Genomic DNA, 18915 nt, shown 5'->3' with positions numbered 1-18915 from the left:
AGATGTTAATTGCTTTACACAAAATCCAATTATATTACAATAACATTTCGATGGTCAGAAAAATTATTTTTCTTCGAATTATATATATTTCATAAAAAAATCGGAGGTCAAAACCTCCGTTTTCACTATAAAATTAGCTTATTTTGGAAATTACAACTGCACAGGCCTTATATTCAGCTGTTCCGGAAATAGGATCAAATTCATTTAAGGTTAAAATATTGGTAGGAGTTTCGCTCCAGTGAAAACTCATGAACACTAGACCAGGTACCACTTGATCAGTTATTTTCGCCTTAACGTTTAATTCTCCTCTACGGGAACGTACCTGAACAACCTCGCCATCTTCGATTCCTAACAATATTGCATCTTCCGGATGAATATCAACGGTTTCTTCCGTCTGTTTTATCTTTACTCCAGCTGCATAATGACGTGTTTGCGAGTGCGTATTATAGGATTCATAGCGGCGTCCAGTTGTGAGCATAAATGGATATTCCCCATCAGGACGCTCTAATGGCTGTGTATAGTCAACAGGGACAAACGGTGCTTTTTTACTTGGCTGCTTATCTTGGTGGAATCGCTCATGCATGACAAATGTACCCGGATGATTTTCAGTTGGACATGGATAATGAAGGCTGTACTCTTTTTCTAGACGTTCATAGGAAATACCGCCATACATCTCCCAAGCAAGCTTTCTCACCTCATCCCAGATTTCCTCACTGCTGTTATACTTCATCGGATAGCCCATTAATGTTGAAAGTTCACAAAGAATTTCCCAATCTTCTTTCACATCCGGATGGGAAACAACTGCTTTGCGGACCCGCTGAATTCGTCGATCTGTATTTGTATAGGTTCCGTCCACTTCCCCCCAAGAACGTGCTGGCAAAACGACATCCGCCATTTGGGCCGTCTCCGTTAAAAAGATGTCTTGAACAACTAATAGGTCCAGCTTTTCTAATAATGTTTTAGTATGATTCATATGAACATCAGCTAAAAGCGGATTTTCTCCTATTACATAAAGAGCCTTTAAGGCACCAGTTTCAATCTTATCAAAGGTTCTGGTTTGTGTATCACCTGCAATTGGGTTCAACACCACATTCCATTCTTTTTCATACCGACCCCGATATTCCTCATTTGTAAGACTCATTGCCCCTGCCAATTGGTTTGGCAAACAGCCCATATCTCCTGCTCCCTGAACATTATTTTGCCCTCTAAGCGGCATAATTCCGGTACCTTCCCTGCCAATATTGCCGGTTAATAAAGCTAGATTCGCAATATCAAAAACATTATTTACCCCGCAATGGTGTTCCGTAATCCCAAGAGTATAGGCAATCATGGAGCCACTTGAGGCAGCATATTCTCTTGCTGTTGCAACAATATCCGCCGGATTTAACCCAGTAATTTCGGCTGCATGTTCAGGTGTATAAGATTCCACAAGTCTTTCAAGTGCAGCAAAATCAATCGTAAATTGCTTTATAAACTCAGGATTATATAATCCTTCTTTTAAAATTACATGGATAAGCGCATTTATAAGAGCGATATCCGAACCGACATTGATTTGTAAATGACGATGGGCGACTTTCACCATATCAATTTTTCTTGGGTCAATGACAATAATTTTAAGACCTGCTTTGGCTGCTTTTTTCATTCGATTCGCGATAATTGGATGTGCCTCTGTTGTGTTTGACCCCATTAACAGCAATACTTCCGCTTTATCAAAATCTTCAAGTGTATTGGTTGGGAAACCGCTTCCAAAAACAGTTGCCAGACCGGCAACGCTAGGAGCATGTCACGTTCGGTTACAACCATCGATATTATTACTGCCAATCACAGTCCTCATAAATTTTTGCGTGATAAAATTGGATTCGTTCGTGGTCCGTGCACAAGCAAACATAGAAATCGCATTTGGACCCCACTCGTCTTTAATTTCTCCCAATTTCCTAGCGATAAATTCATAAGCTTCATCCCATGTTTTTTCAACCAGTTTTCCGGCTATGCGAATTAGGGGAGAGGTTAGTCTATTTTTTGCGTGAACATATTCATAGGCAAATGCTCCTTTTACACAGGTTTGTCCTTTGTTGACAGGAGCCTCCTTATCACCGCGGATCTTCAAAATTTTATTATCCTGGACCTCGAGCACTAAGCCGCAGCCAGTTCCACAATAACCACAAATAGTCTTTACCAAAGATGTTTCACCCATTGTCTTCCCTCCTTTGATTAAACAAAAATCCCTACTATCATCATATTAATCTATTCTTTTCATCATGTAAGTTTCTTTTTTGACTCAAATTTGTCTATTTTTTGAAAACTAGAAAAGCAGAAACGCCTTGCTCAGCCCCGACAAGCGTTCGAGCCAGACAAATAAAAAACGGAAAAATTGATCTCCCGTTTTTTGTCAGGCCGTTTTAGCCGGTAGTAATATATTAAAGGTGGTACCTTTATTTGGTTCGCTTTCAACAAACACTTTTCCATTATGGCTTTCAATGATTTTAAAGCTGACCATTAATCCTAACCCGTTTCCATTTTTCTTTGTGGTGAAAAACGGTTCTCCCAAGTTCTTTAATTTCTCTTTTGGGATCCCAACACCCGTGTCTTGAATCGAAATTTGTACGTTATTCTCATGAATAAGCGTTTTAACGTGCAGCTCACCGCCATTCGGCATCGCTTCGATTCCATTTTTAATAAAGTTCAAAAAGACTTGCTTTAGACGGTTTTCATCGCATTCAATCTGAATAATTTCTTGATTACACTCAAAATGCAGGCGGACATTTTTCTTTCTTGCCTCAAATTCCAATAATGATACCACATTTTTAATGACTGGAACTACATTCTTTTCCTCTAATTCTACCGCTTTTGGTTTTGCCAACACCATAAAATCCTCAACAATCGTGTTAACCCGTTCTATTTCATCAAGAATGATGTTCAAGAACTCCAACCGTTCTGGGTCCTTTTCATCTAATTGAAGAAATTCAGCATAACCTCGCATCGAGGTTAACGGATTCCGTATTTCATGAGCTACCCCTGCCGCCAATTGCCCGACGGCCGCAAGCTTATCCTGACGATGGAGGACTTCTTCCGTACGTTTACGTTCGGTAATATCATTCCGAATCGCTAAATACTGATATGGTTTACCCTGGTCATTCAAGAATGGAATTATGGTTGTATCGACCCAATAATAGGTGCCATCCTTGGCCTTATTTCTAATTTCCCCTTTCCAAACATGCCCCTCGCCAATTGTTTTCCATAAATTTTTGAAATATTCCTTGGAATGGAAACCGGAATTTAATATATTATGATCTTTTCCAATGATCTCATCACGGCTATACTTCGAAATCTCACAAAACTTATCATTTACACTGGTAATCTTACCTTGTGCATCGGTAAAAGCAACAATAGAAGACTGGTCAAGGGCAAATTTGATATCGGTGTTTTCCTTAACCATTTGTTTTAAATGTTCTTCCGCTTTCTTCCTATTTGAAATATCGGTTCGAATCGCAACATATTGATAGGGCTTGCCGTTCTCATTGAGGAATGGAACAATCGTTGTATTTACCCAGTAATTACTGCCATCTTTTGCCCTGTTACAAATTTCACCCTTCCAGACATTTCCCTGTCCAATCGTTTTCCATAACTCTTTAAAAAATTCTTTTGAGTGGTAGCCCGAATTTAATATCCGATGATCCTGACCGATTAATTCATTTCGCTGATACTTCGAAATCTCACAGAATTTATCATTAACAGTCGTAATTCGCCCCTTCTCATCTGTTATGGCAACAATAGAGGATTGGTCCAAAGCGAATGTAATGTCACGAACTTCCTTAAGCGAATCCAACAAATCCTGCTCGGCCTGCTTTCGCTTTGAAATATCAGAACGAATCGCAATATATTGGATCGGTTTTCCTTTTTTATTAATAAAGGGAACAATCGTCGTGTCCACCCAATAAAATGAGCCATCCTTCGCCTTGTTACGAATTTCTCCTCTCCAGATTTTTCCGGAACTAATTGTATTCCATAGCTCTGCAAAAAATTCTTTTGAATGGTATCCCGAATTTAAAATTCGATGGTTTTCACCAAGAATTTCTTCTTTATTGTATTTTGAAATTTCCTCAAATTTATCATTTACATACATAATCGTTCCACGTTTATCGGTAATCGCAACAATTGATGATGCATCAAGAGCGGCTTTTATATCCTTTAAATTCGTATCCGAAGCTACCAGTTGTTTACTAATTAATGTACTGGAGGCAATAAGTCCACAAATAATTAAAATGGATACAAATAAGACTAAATAAATAATAAAGGTATCCTCACCGCTTGAAGGCTTAATGATTTCAGCTGTTGATAGAATCGTTGTTGCTCTTTTAATTAGAAAATGCCCTTCAGCAATCGCTCCCGCCATAATTACCGCACTAACTGGTTTCAGCCATACCTGATTAGCGTGTGTATAATTCTTTGATGAATATAAAATCCATAATGAGAACATGAAGGTACAAAAAATTAGAATCCCAGAAAAAATACATAGCGGAATATTGTATTTTAGGGTCACATTCATTGCATAAAGACTTATGATGTGAGTAGCATAAACTGCAACTGTTAAAAGTATTGCACCAATCATTAGCTGAAATAACCGAATTTTTTTACCAAAGAACGGGACAAAAGCCATCCCTGTAAAAGCAATCCCGATAAAAATGGATAAAATGGTAAATGGAATTTGATAACTTGCAAACCGGCTGCTATCTGCCGCAATAAGCCCCATAAAATTCATTACCCATATTCCAACACCTAATGTTACTGATCCTCCTAAGAATAAAAGGCGTTTATTAGGTTCAGCTGATTTAATTAAGGTAAACATATCTAATGCTGTATAGGAAGCCATTATCGTTAATCCTATGGCAATCAAAATAAAAAAAGGATGAATCGCTCCAAGAACTATATTCATTAACGTGCATCCCTCCAATCTCCATCATTACTATTATGATTGTAATGTAAAGTATTTTATTAGGGAAGTACCAAATAGTGAAAGCAAGCTAATTTTCTACTATCATTTCCTAAAAGCTGTTATTCATCAGAAATAAAAAACACATTCAGGAATCGGGACAAAAGAACTATTTTTAAAAAAGTTAAAATTTTTTGAAAAAAGGTCTACACATTTTTAATTTTTTTGTTTATACTGTACTACAACAGATGAATTATTAATAAACTGTATTAAACAAAGGGGGAGTTTTAAATGTTAATGAATCCAGTTGAGTTTTTCCGTAACCTACCTAAGAAGGAATGTCCAGAATGTGGTCAGCATATGGAGGAGCAAGCTGAATCCTATATGATGGAATGTGACCGATGCCTGTCAAAAAAAGAGGAGTACTAATTTTTTGTCCCTACTGTACTACAACAAAAAAAATATTAATAAGCTGTATATAACAAAGGAGGAGATTTAAATGTTAATGAGTCCGGTTGAATTTTTCCGTAATTTGCCTAAGAAGGAATGTCCAGAGTGTGGTCAGCACATGGAGGAACAAGCTGAATCCTACATGATGGAATGCGAACGCTGTTTATCTAAAAAAGAAGAGTAATCCAACTCTCCAGGAAACTGGAGAGTTTTTAATTTGCAATTACTTCCGCCACAGAATAAGAATAAACCCATCTCTTGTTGCAAAACATGTAACAAAGGAGTTGAATGAAGTGGCAAAGGCAAAAAAAGAAGATTATCTTACAAATGCACCAAGGCAAGAACAGGTAACAATTGAGAACGGATCTATTTTTCCAAACTTAAAAAATGTTGCCGGTGATTCCGTTGACCGTCACATGGAACTCACTGAAGCCAACATTGTCATTACCGGAGATGAAATCAAACAGCAGAATGAAAACCTGTAAAATGAAAAAAGACTGTCATAGTACAGTGACAGTCTTTTCAAAATATCTTATATTTTTGGAAGCTCTCTAATTTCAGACATCATTTCATTTCCACACATTGGGCAAAGTAAATCATCTGTAACAAAATCCTTTCGCATCCAACCAATGCAGGAGTCATCTATACATGAATAAATTTCGGTATCCACAAGGATATTTTCGATCTCTTCTTCTTTTGCTCTTTTACCATAAAAAATGGGAACCGCCTCCTTTTTACTACTCCTAGTATGCACAAAAACAAAGCTTTTCATTTCTAAAAATGGGAATTATCTTTTTTCTAATGAAGGGGGAATACAAATGAGCATAAATTCAAAAAAATTTACGAGTGTTGGGACCGATATTGAAGAGGTTAAAAGATTAAACAGCCAGTCGGGTCTTAGTTATAACGAAGTTAAAAAATTGCTGGCAGAACAATACCAAAAAAATAGAAGAGGCTGATTCTTCAGCCTCTTTACGGAAAATAGATCTCAATTTTTTTCTTTTCAATATTTAATGAATAATAATTTTTAAACACTGCTTCTTTGTTTAATTCTATTCCATCAGTTAGTTCAATCTCGTTAACTGTTTTTCCCTCTTTCATAAAAGCAAGTGTTGAACCGTTCATGATAATCTCTTCAAACCAAAACCCATCCCGTTTAACTAATTCTTCGTCTACATACGTATTCACAACAACCTGCCGATGATGAAATTTTGTTATTTCCTTAGGCATATCAAAGACTCCCTTGGTTCATTTATATCATATATTTTCCACCTTTTTTCAAGGTTTGACAAGAAGAAAAGTAATCGCTTCCCTATTCAGTATGATCAATGATGATCTCTTCATGATGCCTTTTAGACAAGATTTTACTTTTCTTGCGGGTTTCCTTTGACTGAAAAATAATATCAAAATCATAATCATCCGGGTAAAGCTCAGCTGCCGATATATAAAGCTTTAATCTCTTATGGTTCACGGAAATCCTCTCACCTTTGATTTGAACAAGATAGTTCCCTTGCTGATCCGGACCGGTATAGATGATCCCATATTCATTGGAAGGAGAAATTTTGACATTGTCGCCCTGATGATAAATTGGGACATTATGATTATCTTTAATTACTTCCTTCCGTTTTTGATGCTTGTTCACAATGATTTGTTTTTCTATTTCTTTACGTTTCCAGGAATCGGTTTCGGCCATTTCATAATGTTTTTCTTCCTTATAGGTAATCGCATGCGCTCTTTCAATGATGTTTGGATGGATTCCCAGCTTAAGTGCAATCGCAAAGGCCTGGCTATCTCCCCCTCTGCCAATATTAAGGCGATACGTAGGCGAGAGCGTCTCCAAATCGAATTCCATCGATCCGTTTATAAATCCTGAATGCACTTCGGCAAATTCCTTTATTTCGCTATAGTGAGTGGTTGCAAATAATGTAGCCCCTTTATCATAGAGTGTTTCTAAAATAGAGGTTGCTAACCCCATCCCTTCACCGGGGTCCGTTCCCGATCCCAACTCATCTAATAAGACCAATGATCGATCATTGGTATCCTTTAAAATTTCAATGATATTCACGATTCTAGAACTAAAGGTGCTTAAATTCTCAGTAATGCTTTGGCCGTCCCCAATATCAACAAGAATACGATGAAAAATACTAAGACTACTTCCCGTGGCTGCAGGAATATGAAGGCCGCTTTGTACCATTAGCGTCAATAGCCCAACGGTTTTAATCGTTACCGTCTTTCCTCCTGTATTTGGACCAGTAATCACTAATGCATTCTCTGTATTACCTAATTCCAGTGTTAACGGTACTGCCTTTTCTCCAAGCAATGGATGTCTTGCTTGAATTAATTTGATTTCATGTGATTCATTGATCCCTGCCTTCACACCATTCAGGGTACGGCTATATTTTGCTTTCGCAAATAAAAAATCATAATGAACCATAATTTCCATTGCTGAGCAAATTTGCAGTTGATTTTCCTCTACTAAACCAGTTAGATAAACAAGGACCTTTTGTACCTCTACCTCTTCATCTGCTATTAGCCAGGTTAATTGATCCTGGTAAAGCGAAATTTCCTCCGGCTCAATGAATAAGGTTGAACCTGATGCAGAGGTATCAAGGACAGTACCTTTGATTTTGTTCCGATATTCTTTTTTAATCGGAATAACATATCTACCGTTTCTTTGACTGACAACATTTTCTTGAAGATAGGTTTTATATTTATTGGAACGAATCAACTGCATGGTTTTCTCTTTTAAGCGTTCTTCATGAATCATGATTTGTTTTCTGATTTTTAATAATTCTTTGCTTGCATAATCATCCACCCCCCCATTCCTGATACAGCGGATAATTTCTTTCGCAAGCTCTGGCAGATCATTGATTGCCTCGACATATGAGGCAACTCTCGGTGCGAGGTATTCCTTATCTTTCATAAATCTTCGCATTTTCCTGCAGCAGTCCAAAAACTCATAAAGTTTTGCCAGTTGCTCCGGACGGAGTGCTACTCCCTTATTTAATTGAAGGGTTAGCTGCTTCATACCATCCATCCCATGTACAGGTACACTTGAGCTTTTTTTCAAAATTTCTACCGCTTCTGACACCTCATCGAGCCATGCTTCAATTTGTTTTAAATGGTTAGATGGAATGAGAGTTAGGATTTTTTCTTTTCCTTCGTCTGTTAAGGCAAATTGAGCAATCTGCTCTTTAATTTGTTGAAATTCCAATGTTTTAAAAGTATGTTGATTCAATTTGATTTTTCCTCCCTAAAAATAAAAATAGCCGCAATGAACAATGTCATTGCGGACAATGTGAAAAAATGAGTCTTCCCCTTCATTTTTTCATGCATAAATTTCTCCAAAATAAAAACTGTCTACACAAGTGTACACAGCATCATGGAATAGGAATGTATGCTTATGTTCGCCCATTGTTCTTAACTTCATCCCATAGCAAATAAACCCTCTTTCACCCTTTTAAAAAATGAATGAGGCTAATGGAATGATTGTATCCAATTATTGGATTAGTTAAGAACGACACCTAACATAAAAACATACTCCTTACTTTTTACAATTTATCAAATATAGCATATTCAATTTGGAACAAATTGTCAATAACAGAAGAGAAATTCAGATTAGAAATTTTTAAAGTAAAACAGGAATAAGATACGGTAGAATACAGGATGTCAGTATTGCAGCAATTCCCATCGCCGCTCCAGCTACTGCCCCTTGGATTTCCCCCTCCTTGACTGCTTCAGCAGTTCCAATCCCGTGAGCAATCGTTCCAATTGACAGGCCGCGGGCAAACGGATGATCAATCTTAAACAAGTTTAATAATTTTGGACCAAACATCGCACCAATCATCCCGGTAATAATGACAAAGGCTACAATTAACGGCAGGTTCACTTTTAATATTTTACCAATCTCTGTTGCCACCGGTACAGTTACAGATTTGATACTTAAGGCAAGAAGAATGGTTCTAGAAAAGTGAAAGGCTTTCGCAAAAAGCAAGGCAGAGCCAATTGTTAAAACGGTCCCTGCAATCAACCCAATCAACGCAGCACCAAAATATTTAGATAAAAGATGCCAATTCTTATATATCGGTACCGCAAGAGCAACTGTTGCCGGACCGAGCAAAAAGGTCATGATATTCTTTGCGGGAGTATAATCATCATAAGATATATGCAGCCCCAGGAGAATGGCAATGATCAAAATTGTACTTAGAAATACAGGACTGGTTAATGGTGTGGGATATTTTCCTGCTAAAAAAATTGTCAATCTATAGATTAACAGCGTTAAAAGGATACTAAATAGCGTGATCATGATAATCTACTACCTTTTCTTTTTTCTTTATGACAGCCTGAGTTGTTTTTCCAGCCGTTACCAAACCAATGAATGCACTAATAACAAGAATAAAAAGAAAGACCATCCCTTTATGAAGCAGAGTTGGACCCAGAGTCATTAAACCAACCGAAATTGGAATGAAAAAGAAGCCTAAATGCTTCAAAAGCCAGCCGGAAACAAGTTCAATTTGGTCAATTTTAATGATTTTAAGCCAGAGTAAAACCAATAGAATCATCAAACCCATTACATTCCCTGGGATTTTTAAATGTGTAAAATGGACGGTCCAATTTCCGATTTGATAAATCAAAACTAAGGTCAACAATTGGCAGCATATTTTCCATCCTTTTTTCATCCACTGAACCCCCACTCCGTTTTTATTTAGTATAAGGGATAAACGTTTGAACAACTATCTTTTGTTCACAAATTATCCATATGATTTTTTTTAAAACTTCTTTATCTTATTGATAGGAGGGATTACAAAATGAAAAAGATCTACCTTATATGCACTCTCGCTGTATTCGTTGGTATAGCAGCTGGTATTGCTTTTTTTCTGATTCGTGATGCAAACGCAAAAATACCGTCAAATATTACCTTAATTAACCAAAATGGAGATTCATACAAATTTGGAGCGGACGATTCAAAGCTAAAGCTTGTAGAATTTATTTATACTCATTGCCCTGATATTTGTCCGACAACTACGCAAAAAATGAATGTTTTAAAACAAGAATTGGAGAAAAGCGGTGTTTTTGGCAAGGATATCGAATTTCTTACGATCACCATCGATCCATACCGCGATACTCCCAAGGTATTAAGAGGTTACATGGAGGGATTTGGAATTAGCAAGGATCAAAATTGGCTGTTTTTAACTGGGGATAGGCAGAACATTAAAAGAGATCAGAAAAGTATTAGAGAAATCGCCACCTCCTTACAATTTCAATACAAGGATCCAGGAAACGGACAATTTATCCATACTACGAACACTTATTTAGTGGACAAAAATAATAAGTTTATTGCCAAATTCCCAATGGGAGAAAAATTCGACAAAAAAGAAGTGTATGAAAAAATCATGAAAAAAATTAATTAGAATTACCTTTCACTAAAAAAAGCGGTTAGTCCATAGGATTAACCGCTTTTTTTAACCTATTTAATTCACCGATGAAGGATATCTTTTAATTTGCTGCAAGGATAAAAGGTAATTGGACTTTGGTTTTGTTAGACTTACTTTAATACCAGCTTTTTTTAATTTATTAACGAATTCTGTAAGCTGCTTTTTTGCCATGCTTCTCACCTTCTTTAACATCATAGGTACATTCTACAACAAATATATGAATAAAGTGTGAAAACCCGAAAAAAAATTTAGAAATATTTTCATGTTAGGATGAACCGTCTACACGAAATAATGGAACTGCTATTACTAATAGTTTCGTTCCATGAGTTATTAATGGTATAATAAATAGATATTTTGTTTTGGAGGATTTTAACTATGATTACCGTTAGCAATGTAAGCTTAAGATATGGAGACCGCAAACTGTTTGAAGATGTTAATATTAAATTTACACCCGGAAATTGTTATGGTCTGATTGGGGCAAATGGTGCCGGAAAATCTACATTTTTAAAAATACTTTCTGGTGAAATCGAAGCACAAACCGGGAACGTTTCACTTGGACCAAATGAGCGGATGGCAGTATTAAAACAAAACCACTTTGAGTATGAAGAATATGAAGTTTTAAAAACTGTTATCATGGGGCACGCAAGATTATACCAAGTGATGCAGGAAAAGGATGCCATCTACATGAAGGAAAATTTCACCGATGAGGATGGGATGAAGGCTGCGGAGCTTGAAGGTGAATTTGCAGAGTTAAACGGCTGGGAGGCTGAGCCGGAAGCCGCTATTCTCCTAAAAGGTCTTGGGATTGAAGAAGACCTGCATTATAAAACAATGGCTGAATTGACTGGATCTGAGAAGGTAAAAGTCCTTCTTGCTCAAACCTTGTTCGGACGCCCTGATGTCCTTCTTTTGGACGAGCCAACGAACCACTTAGATATAAAAGCGATTCAATGGCTTGAAGATTTCTTAATAAACTTTGAGAATACCGTTATTGTCGTTTCCCATGATCGTCATTTTCTAAACAAGGTTTGTACCCATATTGCTGACCTAGATTTCAGTAAGATCCAAATCTATGTCGGTAACTATGATTTTTGGTATGAATCAAGCCAGTTAGCTTCAAGGATGGCTTCCGACGCCAACAAGAAGAAGGAGGAAAAAATCAAGGAGCTGCAAAGCTTCATTGCCCGCTTTAGTGCAAATGCTTCCAAATCCAAGCAGGCTACCTCCCGTAAAAAACTATTAGATAAAATTACGTTAGATGATATCAAGCCATCATCACGCCGCTATCCATTTGTCGGCTTTACACCAGAGCGTGAAATCGGCAATGACCTTTTAAGAGTCGAAGGCTTAACGAAAACGATTGATGGTGTGAAGGTTCTTGATAATATCAGCTTCTTTATGAATAAGGGAGACAAAATTGCACTTGTTGGAACAAACGAGCTTGCAAAAACCACTTTGTTTAAAATTTTAATGGGTGAAATGGAACCCGATAGCGGTTCCTTTAAATGGGGAATTACAACAAGTCAGGCTTATTTTCCAAAGGATAACTCCGAATTCTTTGAGAACAGTGAATTAAATCTTGTGGAGTGGCTCCGCCAGTTTTCACCTAAAGATGAAAGCGAAAGCTTTTTACGAGGCTTTTTAGGAAGAATGCTATTTTCAGGTGAGGAAGTATTGAAAAAGGCTAGTGTGCTTTCAGGTGGCGAAAAGGTTCGTTGTATGCTTTCAAAAATGATGCTAAATGGCGCAAACGTATTGCTGCTGGATGAACCAACCAACCACCTTGATTTGGAATCCATTACAGCATTAAATGATGGATTAATTAATTTTAAGGGATCTCTTTTGTTTTCATCCCATGACCATCAGTTCATTCAAACGATTGCCAATCGAATTTTTGAACTGACACCAAAAGGATTAGTTGATAAACAAATGAGCTATGATGAATATCTTGAAAATGCTGATATTCAAAAACAAGTAGCGGAAATGTATCAATAAGAAAAAAGCGGGCACGCAATCGTGTCCGCTTTTTTCTGTCTAGCTTCAGTAATGCCTAGGGACTTTTTTTCCTTCTACGGGATGATGGCTCAGACCTTGTTCCTGTTTCCGTATTTGTCGTCCCTTGTCCCTCTACTTGAGAAGAATTAAGCCCTATTTTCGAAGCATCTTTTTTACGCTTTCCCATATGAACACCTCCCATTATAGTTTTGGAAAAATATCGGTACTTATACGGAATAATTCAGGAAAACTTAGGCAAGATAATCTACAGGAGGAGGTGTTTTGTATGGCAAAGATTGGAGTAGAACAATCTCTTACAAATATTCAACAGGCACTAAGGGAAAAAGGTTATGATGTTGTTGAACTGAAGCAGGAATCAGATGCGCAGAATTGTGATTGCTGTGTGGTTACTGGAATGGACTCTAACGTTATGGGAATGCAGGATACCTATACAAAGGGATCGGTCATTGATGCCAATGGAATGTCCGCTGACGAAGTATGCCAACAAGTTGAAAGCAGACTGCAATGATTTTCTCAGGAAGACTAAAGGTTGAAAACTTTAGTCTTTTTTCATATCTTCTTCTTTTTTGGGGTTAATGTTGACTTTTGGACCAAAACCTTTTGCTTGTTTATTTATGTTCTCCTTTCGGGCAGGCTCTTCTTCTACTTTTTCTTCATCCTCATTTAGATTTGGGGTATATTCACTTCCATAAGTTGCACCAATATTCAATTTCCCCTTCAATTCTTTAATTCCTAACTGGCCAAAATTATTATTAAGCTCATATTTATCTAAAATGATTTTTTCAATGTTAATTTTTTCAATAATAATCGGAGGCTCTTTATGAATGATTTTTTTCTCTTCAGACTCCTTTTTTTGTTCCTGGATTGCTAATAAAGATTTTTTCAATTCTTTTACATCCAATTCTAGGGAAGTCAATTTTCTTTTTAAGCTCTTTACATCATCATTTTTATTGAAAATGAGGAATAAATCTTTTAGTGACATGTGCGCGGACGCTCCCTTATTTTATCCTTACTTATATATATGGGTGATAAAGATAAACATGTCCAAATAAAGAAAAGGAGACCTTATTCTAGTCAATCGGGATTATTTCTCCTTTTTCCATTTTCCGTTGATAGCTGACAAATAAAATTCCGTTCCAAAACTTTGCATTTATTTCACTGGGGTTAATTTGATCGGGAAGTTTAATCTGCCTCTTAAATTCACCATAGAACCTTTCCGAATAGGCTATTTTCAAATTAGGATGAATGGGCAGTGCGGTCCCTTTAATCGTTAAAATATCTCCGTTAAGGCCTAATTCAATATTTTCTTTCCTAACTCCGGGGAGCTCGATTAAAACCATTACTTCCTCCTCCCCTTCCAAAATATCAATGGATGGAAAGGTACGTGAGTTTTTATCCTCTCGCATATTTTTTTCACTATTTCCGTAAATAGGTGATTTAAAGGAAGGATCATTCATAAATTGTTTTGCAAAATCTTGTTCAAATATATTTTTCCAGAAATCGCCTCCTTGCATATTTTGAGCGACCTCCAGCCATTGTTTTAATTTATCCATATCCATCTTACACATCTCCTTCATCTCTTGCCCCGTTCATTCGGGATAAACCTCAGGAACAATGCATATATTTAACCACAAGCTTAAGGAGGAGATAACATGCCGGCTCCGGTTCCGTATATTAATATAAATATATTTATGATTAAAATTAATTCCTTTGAAAATGCATCTGCTGTAAATATTGGTCAAAATCTTTTGGCTGAATGGCATAATTCAGACAAAAAAAATCAAGGATATGGGCAAAACTTTGGTGATAAGAGCGACTTTTTTGGGAATAGAAGTTTCGTAGATGATCGTGATCAAATTGACTCCCCAAGTTCCTTTGAAACAATAGGCAATCCGTTTCCGTGCCGGGAGGAATAAACGCAAAACGAAATTGTGGTTTTTTCTTTGAGGATTCTCTCCAATTAGATATAATGATTACAGTATATCTTCTCTCTCTTCTATGATTATTTACAAAGAAGGACAACGAGAACTGTATTCGAAAAATTACGGCTTTATTGTATTGGATTGATGATTTTGTTTCCAAATGAATTTTGGTCCCCAATTACCTTATCGTTAAAAATAGCATCGATTTCCGTCGTGATTGTTTTTTTATTCGGGATTATTTTCGCAAGATTATTCTCAATGCGAGCATTTAAAGGGAAGGCATTTATTGAAACCATCCTAATGCTTCCCATTGTACTCCCGCCAACTGTAATCGGCTTTTTACTGATCTTCTTTTTCGGAAGAAATAGTCCTGTTGGTGCCTTGATTGAAGAAATTTTTCATCAATCAATCATGTTCACTACATGGGCGGCTATAATCGCATCTACCATTGTGGCATTTCCACTTATGTTTCAAACGGTCAAATTAGGTTTTCAATCGGTTGATAAAGATATTGAAGAAGCTGCAAGAGTAGACGGAGCAAATGAAATGAAAGTTTTTTTATTTGTCACACTCCCCTTGTCGGCTAAATCCATGGTCACAGGTTTAATTTTAAGCTTTGCCAGAGCATTAGGTGAATTTGGAGCAACCCTTATGTTTGCCGGAAATATACCTGGTAAAACACAAACAGCCCCTACTGCAATCTATGTGGCAATGGATTCAGGGAATATGTCACTTGCGTGGATGTTAGTTTTGTCAATGGTTGTGGTCTCTTTTTTAATGCTATTTGTAACCAATTACTCCGTAAAACAAAAGCCATGAACAGTTTTTCGCTGTCCATGGCTTTTTATCTTCTTTTTTTTGAAATCAATAAAGTTATTTGTGCCATTGTAAAAGCCAGTGAGGATTTTCTTCGATAGGCAAGGTATTTTGGCTCCCAGATATTTGTATATTTCTCTTTAAATCCTCGAAGCCCCTGGAAGTCATAGATAAAGTGCCCATGAAAGAAAATTTGGGCCGCAACTTTTTCGCTTAGAGAAGCGAATCTTGACATACCGACATTTGCGAGCGGCGCCATTCCCATATTAAAACGATCATATCCCTGTTCTTTTGCCCAATCAATTAAAGAAAGGATAAGAAAATCAATCAATCCCGCCTGTAAATTTGGTTTCAACCTCATCAAATCAATGGAAACCGTGTTTTGGTCATCGTATACCTGCATAATCGTAATAAAACCAAGAATTTGATTCCTTTGATTTTTCACAAGGGCGATGGGTCCTTTATTTAAATAATCTCGGTCAAAAAACCCAACAGAAAATCCTTTTTCGGATCTGCCCTGGAGCCAGTCGTTTGAAATTCCATTTAATTCATTTAATAAATCTTCCGAAAAAGGAGGTTTTATAATTTCAAACTGATAGTCTTCCCGGATAAATTTGTTTCGTAAGGTTCGTAAATCTTTCATATTATGTTCTGAAAGTGAAAAGGTTTTAAGCTTGACGTATGCCTCCTCACCTAATTTAAAAAAGGCATACCCGCTGCCGTAGAGCAATGGCAAAATATCATCACTGACCTGATAAAAAACTGGTGTGAAACCATGCAGATCTGAAATTTCCTGAAATTCCTCAATCGCATTTGAAAGCTCTCTTTTTTCCCCAATAGGATCTCCTAGGATCACAAGCTTATCTGCATATTGCTGAAAGGAAATCAGGACATTCCTTTTACTGTTCCAAAAAATATACTTATCATGAAGAAAAATTAAATGGGACAAGACCTTCGCCTTATATTCCGTTAAATGGGACATGATTTCTTGTTCTTGACCTTTTGATTTCTCAAATTTCCAATTTTTTGGCTTACTGCTTAAATAACCAAATACAAGGATTAAAAAGGCAATAACCAACCCGATCAAGGCACTATTGAATAAGTCATGATAATCTACGATTACATACGGTAGAAACCTTCTAGGCATCTCTAATTTGGCTGAAGGTAAATTTAAATAACCGATTAAAATGTACATGGATGTAATAATTAAGATTAGTGTAACATCAAATAAGGTTTTCCCCCATGTAAGAACATAGCTTTCACGGTAAAATTGCCCCTTCGCCATTCTTAAAAGAAGGGCAACTATAATTAAAAAAATCGCTTCCTCATAATCAATTCCTTTAAAAATAGAGAATAACGCAGCAAGAATTAAGACAAACATGGTTAATTCATACGTTCTCTTTACACTATACTCAATGCCCCTTGATAATCCCAATAAAAGGAAACCCGCGGCAACCGAGAGCTGATGGGATACATTTATAATCGGAAATGACAGGATCTCCTGTGCAATCCTAAGACGCGACATGATGCCCGGTACACTTGCTGATAAAAGCAGAATCAATCCTGATAAAAATACCATCAAGGTTAGTACAATATGGCTGAACCCCTGCACAATTAATTTTGGTAAATTACTCCAGGTTCTGTTCCATTTTTCCCAATACATTTTGACAAACAGAACGATACTAGCTAAAAACGGTAAAATATAATACCCAAATCGATAAAATAAAAGAAGCACAATCACTTTTTCCTGCGCTATATGTAAATCCTGCATTCCCCAAATAAATACTAAATCAAATGAGCCCAGGCCTCCGGGAATCATACTAATAATCCCTGCACAGGCAGCAATGATGTACACAGGAAAAAGCTGCTCAAAAGAAATCGAAATCCCAAAAAGCTGGCTTAAAATCCAGATGGCCATAAAAACGGCAAACCATTCAACTACGGATACAATAATTAGTTTGACTGCCGAGTTAATGGTAATTAAGGACGGACTGTCCTTTTTAGTTTTTATAATATGTATAAATAGAAATACCGGTAAGTATAATCCAACGCCAAGTACGGCAAAAAACAGCCATTTCACATCCTTGAACAATGGAAAGTGATGATAGAATAGGGTAACAAACCACGATAGGACTGAAATTCCCGTTAAATAAAAAAGGGAAACAGTTGCGATTACCCCTAGCAGCTTTCGCTTATCCTGTTCAAGACTATGAAAAAAATAGGTTCTTAGCATCGCACCGATAATACCGCCAAATCCAATTAAATTGGAAAAAGAATTAGCGATGAAGGATTGCTCTAAAAGCTCTTTTTTAGGGACCTTTAGTCCAAGAATTCGAACTAACAGTACATCGTAAAGCAGCATTGGAAGTACGGCCGTAAAAGTTATAGCCAGGATTAGAATGAGCATGCTGATATGTAATTTATGGAGTTCATCCTCTAGTAATTGTCCGTTCACATTTCCTGTGAATTTCTTTATTTCAACAATGGCAAAAATCAATAAAAAAAGTGGAAAGATAAATTTTGCTGATTTTAGTAATTTTTCTTTTTTGATCCCCAACAAGATAACCACCTATTTTTTCTCTACTAATTTTAATATAAACTTTTCCATAGGAAAAAGAAATCAATTTATTTTTGATTGACCTTGCTTACTTCTATTCTAGACAGTTTAATGAATCCCCAACCGTTTAGAATTCTTTGCGTTAAAAGTTTGAAAAAATAGACAAGTTTTCTAGCCCTGTCCCATAAACATGAATTAGGACAAATCTGTGGGGGGTTAGAAATGAGATTTTTAGTGTTTAAGAAAGAAACATTGTTATTTTTCTTAGCTGTTGGGTTTGTACTCGTAACAGTCTCTGCTTGGTTTATATTAAGGGCTGGAGATACAGCTGTGTTTAACCAGCAATCAAATGAAAAAGTTCGTGAGATTCATATGGTTACGGTGGAATATAAAACACAAACAAAGGATGGTAAAGAATTAGAAGCATACCGCTGGGATCCCGGTACCATTGTTTTGGAAAAGGGTGAAAAGGCCGAGTTATATATAAATGGAATAAACGGGGAAGAACATCCCTTTTATATTGAGGGCACCAGCATTAAAGGTACTGTAAAAAAGGGAGAAGAGACGGTGGTTCCACTCCAGTTTGATAAAGAAGGGACCTACCGCTTAGTTTGTGAAGTCCATTCAGATAAGGCACATAATGGACCCATGATCGCAGATATAGTTGTGGATTAAAAAGCAGGAGATTCCCCTCCTGCTTTTTCTTATTTAGTTCCACCTACTATATAACAGTGCCACAATCCCCTTTCGATTATTCTAATACAGGAAATATTCCCTTGCTAACAAAAG

Annotated in this window: 22 protein-coding genes; 10 read left to right on the top strand and 12 right to left on the bottom strand. The window is 36.7% G+C overall.

Translation table 11 applies throughout. The annotated features are described in order from the left end of the window. Nucleotides 1-133 precede the first annotated feature (133 nt). A complete protein-coding gene (fdhF, locus tag ACFQZ9_RS20495) occupies nt 134-2194 on the bottom strand; it encodes a molybdopterin oxidoreductase family protein (RefSeq protein ID WP_498945124.1) in 2061 nt (686 codons plus the stop codon). 195 nt (nt 2195-2389) lie between these two features. Beyond that, nucleotides 2390-4933, bottom strand: a complete 2544-nt coding sequence (locus tag ACFQZ9_RS20490) for a PAS domain S-box protein (protein ID WP_498945123.1) — start codon at nt 4931-4933, stop codon at nt 2390-2392. A 288-nt stretch (nt 4934-5221) separates the two neighbouring features. Here ACFQZ9_RS20490 and yhfH (ACFQZ9_RS20485) point away from each other — a divergent pair, with 288 nt between their 5' ends. The 3 genes from yhfH (ACFQZ9_RS20485) to ACFQZ9_RS20475 all read left to right on the top strand — a co-directional run bounded on the left by yhfH (ACFQZ9_RS20485) (nt 5222) and on the right by ACFQZ9_RS20475 (nt 5865). Then, nucleotides 5222-5359, top strand: a complete 138-nt coding sequence (yhfH, locus tag ACFQZ9_RS20485; RefSeq protein ID WP_081810901.1) for a protein YhfH — start codon at nt 5222-5224, stop codon at nt 5357-5359. A 70-nt stretch (nt 5360-5429) separates the two neighbouring features. After that, the gene (gene yhfH, locus ACFQZ9_RS20480) at nt 5430-5564 is read left to right on the top strand and encodes a protein YhfH (protein WP_081810903.1); all 135 of its coding nucleotides are present in this window, start codon (nt 5430-5432) and stop codon (nt 5562-5564) included. Between the two features lie 109 nt (nt 5565-5673). Then, on the top strand, nt 5674-5865 hold the full coding sequence (locus ACFQZ9_RS20475; protein WP_198309585.1) for a hypothetical protein: 192 nt from the start codon (nt 5674-5676) through the stop codon (nt 5863-5865). A 47-nt stretch (nt 5866-5912) separates the two neighbouring features. Here the strand turns inward: ACFQZ9_RS20475 and ACFQZ9_RS20470 are convergent, their stop codons facing one another. Beyond that, complete coding sequence (locus ACFQZ9_RS20470) at nt 5913-6152, bottom strand: cold-inducible protein YdjO-related protein (RefSeq protein WP_232489968.1); 240 nt, start codon at nt 6150-6152, stop codon at nt 5913-5915. Nucleotides 6153-6198: 46 nt separating this feature from the next. Between ACFQZ9_RS20470 and ACFQZ9_RS20465 the strand changes: the two genes are divergently transcribed. Beyond that, the gene (locus ACFQZ9_RS20465; RefSeq protein ID WP_198308842.1) at nt 6199-6339 is read left to right on the top strand and encodes a hypothetical protein; all 141 of its coding nucleotides are present in this window, start codon (nt 6199-6201) and stop codon (nt 6337-6339) included. A 13-nt stretch (nt 6340-6352) separates the two neighbouring features. Here the strand turns inward: ACFQZ9_RS20465 and ACFQZ9_RS20460 are convergent, their stop codons facing one another. From ACFQZ9_RS20460 to ACFQZ9_RS20445, 4 genes are all read right to left on the bottom strand, one after another. Further along, the gene (locus ACFQZ9_RS20460; RefSeq protein ID WP_198308843.1) at nt 6353-6610 is read right to left on the bottom strand and encodes a hypothetical protein; all 258 of its coding nucleotides are present in this window, start codon (nt 6608-6610) and stop codon (nt 6353-6355) included. A gap of 82 nt (nt 6611-6692) precedes the next feature. Beyond that, on the bottom strand, nt 6693-8618 hold the full coding sequence (locus ACFQZ9_RS20455) for an endonuclease MutS2 (RefSeq protein WP_498945122.1): 1926 nt from the start codon (nt 8616-8618) through the stop codon (nt 6693-6695). A 390-nt stretch (nt 8619-9008) separates the two neighbouring features. After that, nucleotides 9009-9686 carry an LrgB family protein gene (locus ACFQZ9_RS20450; protein ID WP_498945121.1) on the bottom strand — a complete coding sequence of 226 codons (678 nt, stop codon included), beginning with the start codon at nt 9684-9686 and terminating at the stop codon, nt 9009-9011. Further along, on the bottom strand, nt 9670-10059 hold the full coding sequence (locus tag ACFQZ9_RS20445; protein WP_198308846.1) for a CidA/LrgA family protein: 390 nt from the start codon (nt 10057-10059) through the stop codon (nt 9670-9672). The genes ACFQZ9_RS20450 and ACFQZ9_RS20445 overlap by 17 nt, the downstream gene beginning before the upstream one ends. Nucleotides 10060-10188: 129 nt before the next feature. Here ACFQZ9_RS20445 and ACFQZ9_RS20440 point away from each other — a divergent pair, with 129 nt between their 5' ends. Further along, complete coding sequence (locus ACFQZ9_RS20440) at nt 10189-10791, top strand: SCO family protein (RefSeq protein WP_498945120.1); 603 nt, start codon at nt 10189-10191, stop codon at nt 10789-10791. A 60-nt stretch (nt 10792-10851) separates the two neighbouring features. On the opposite strand, the gene ACFQZ9_RS20435 is transcribed toward ACFQZ9_RS20440, so the two are convergent. After that, nucleotides 10852-10986, bottom strand: a complete 135-nt coding sequence (locus ACFQZ9_RS20435) for a hypothetical protein (RefSeq protein ID WP_256218458.1) — start codon at nt 10984-10986, stop codon at nt 10852-10854. A gap of 204 nt (nt 10987-11190) precedes the next feature. Here ACFQZ9_RS20435 and ACFQZ9_RS20430 point away from each other — a divergent pair, with 204 nt between their 5' ends. Then, nucleotides 11191-12810, top strand: coding sequence for an ABC-F family ATP-binding cassette domain-containing protein (locus ACFQZ9_RS20430; protein WP_498945119.1), 1620 nt, complete (start codon nt 11191-11193; stop codon nt 12808-12810). A 55-nt stretch (nt 12811-12865) separates the two neighbouring features. Here ACFQZ9_RS20430 and ACFQZ9_RS20425 read toward each other — a convergent pair whose 3' ends face one another. After that, a complete protein-coding gene (locus ACFQZ9_RS20425; protein ID WP_498945118.1) occupies nt 12866-12997 on the bottom strand; it encodes a YuzL family protein in 132 nt (43 codons plus the stop codon). 99 nt (nt 12998-13096) lie between these two features. Between ACFQZ9_RS20425 and ACFQZ9_RS20420 the strand changes: the two genes are divergently transcribed. Beyond that, a complete protein-coding gene (locus ACFQZ9_RS20420) occupies nt 13097-13339 on the top strand; it encodes a YkuS family protein (protein ID WP_133337998.1) in 243 nt (80 codons plus the stop codon). Nucleotides 13340-13369: 30 nt separating this feature from the next. Here the strand turns inward: ACFQZ9_RS20420 and ACFQZ9_RS20415 are convergent, their stop codons facing one another. Both ACFQZ9_RS20415 and ACFQZ9_RS20410 read right to left on the bottom strand, forming a co-directional pair. Then, complete coding sequence (locus tag ACFQZ9_RS20415; RefSeq protein ID WP_498945117.1) at nt 13370-13732, bottom strand: hypothetical protein; 363 nt, start codon at nt 13730-13732, stop codon at nt 13370-13372. 169 nt (nt 13733-13901) lie between these two features. Continuing rightward, a complete protein-coding gene (locus ACFQZ9_RS20410) occupies nt 13902-14390 on the bottom strand; it encodes an Hsp20/alpha crystallin family protein (protein WP_498945116.1) in 489 nt (162 codons plus the stop codon). A 93-nt stretch (nt 14391-14483) separates the two neighbouring features. Here ACFQZ9_RS20410 and ACFQZ9_RS20405 point away from each other — a divergent pair, with 93 nt between their 5' ends. After that, a complete protein-coding gene (locus ACFQZ9_RS20405) occupies nt 14484-14747 on the top strand; it encodes a hypothetical protein (RefSeq protein ID WP_133338004.1) in 264 nt (87 codons plus the stop codon). 156 nt (nt 14748-14903) lie between these two features. After that, nucleotides 14904-15572 (top strand): molybdate ABC transporter permease subunit, encoded by a 669-nt coding sequence (gene modB, locus ACFQZ9_RS20400; protein ID WP_498945115.1) that lies wholly within the window; start codon nt 14904-14906, stop codon nt 15570-15572. A 25-nt stretch (nt 15573-15597) separates the two neighbouring features. On the opposite strand, the gene mprF is transcribed toward modB, so the two are convergent. Continuing rightward, complete coding sequence (gene mprF / locus ACFQZ9_RS20395) at nt 15598-18126, bottom strand: bifunctional lysylphosphatidylglycerol flippase/synthetase MprF (RefSeq protein WP_498945114.1); 2529 nt, start codon at nt 18124-18126, stop codon at nt 15598-15600. A gap of 222 nt (nt 18127-18348) precedes the next feature. On the opposite strand from mprF, the gene ACFQZ9_RS20390 reads away from it, so the two are divergent. Continuing rightward, complete coding sequence (locus tag ACFQZ9_RS20390) at nt 18349-18801, top strand: cupredoxin domain-containing protein (protein ID WP_198308852.1); 453 nt, start codon at nt 18349-18351, stop codon at nt 18799-18801. Nucleotides 18802-18915 lie beyond the last annotated feature (114 nt).

Source organism: Neobacillus sp. GCM10027624 (genome assembly GCF_042675345.1).
In the GTDB taxonomy this organism is placed as follows: Bacteria; Bacillota; Bacilli; order Bacillales; family Cytobacillaceae; genus Neobacillus; species Neobacillus cucumis_D.
Note: the sequence above shows the minus strand (reverse complement) of the source record. Positions and strands in the feature narration are given on the sequence as shown.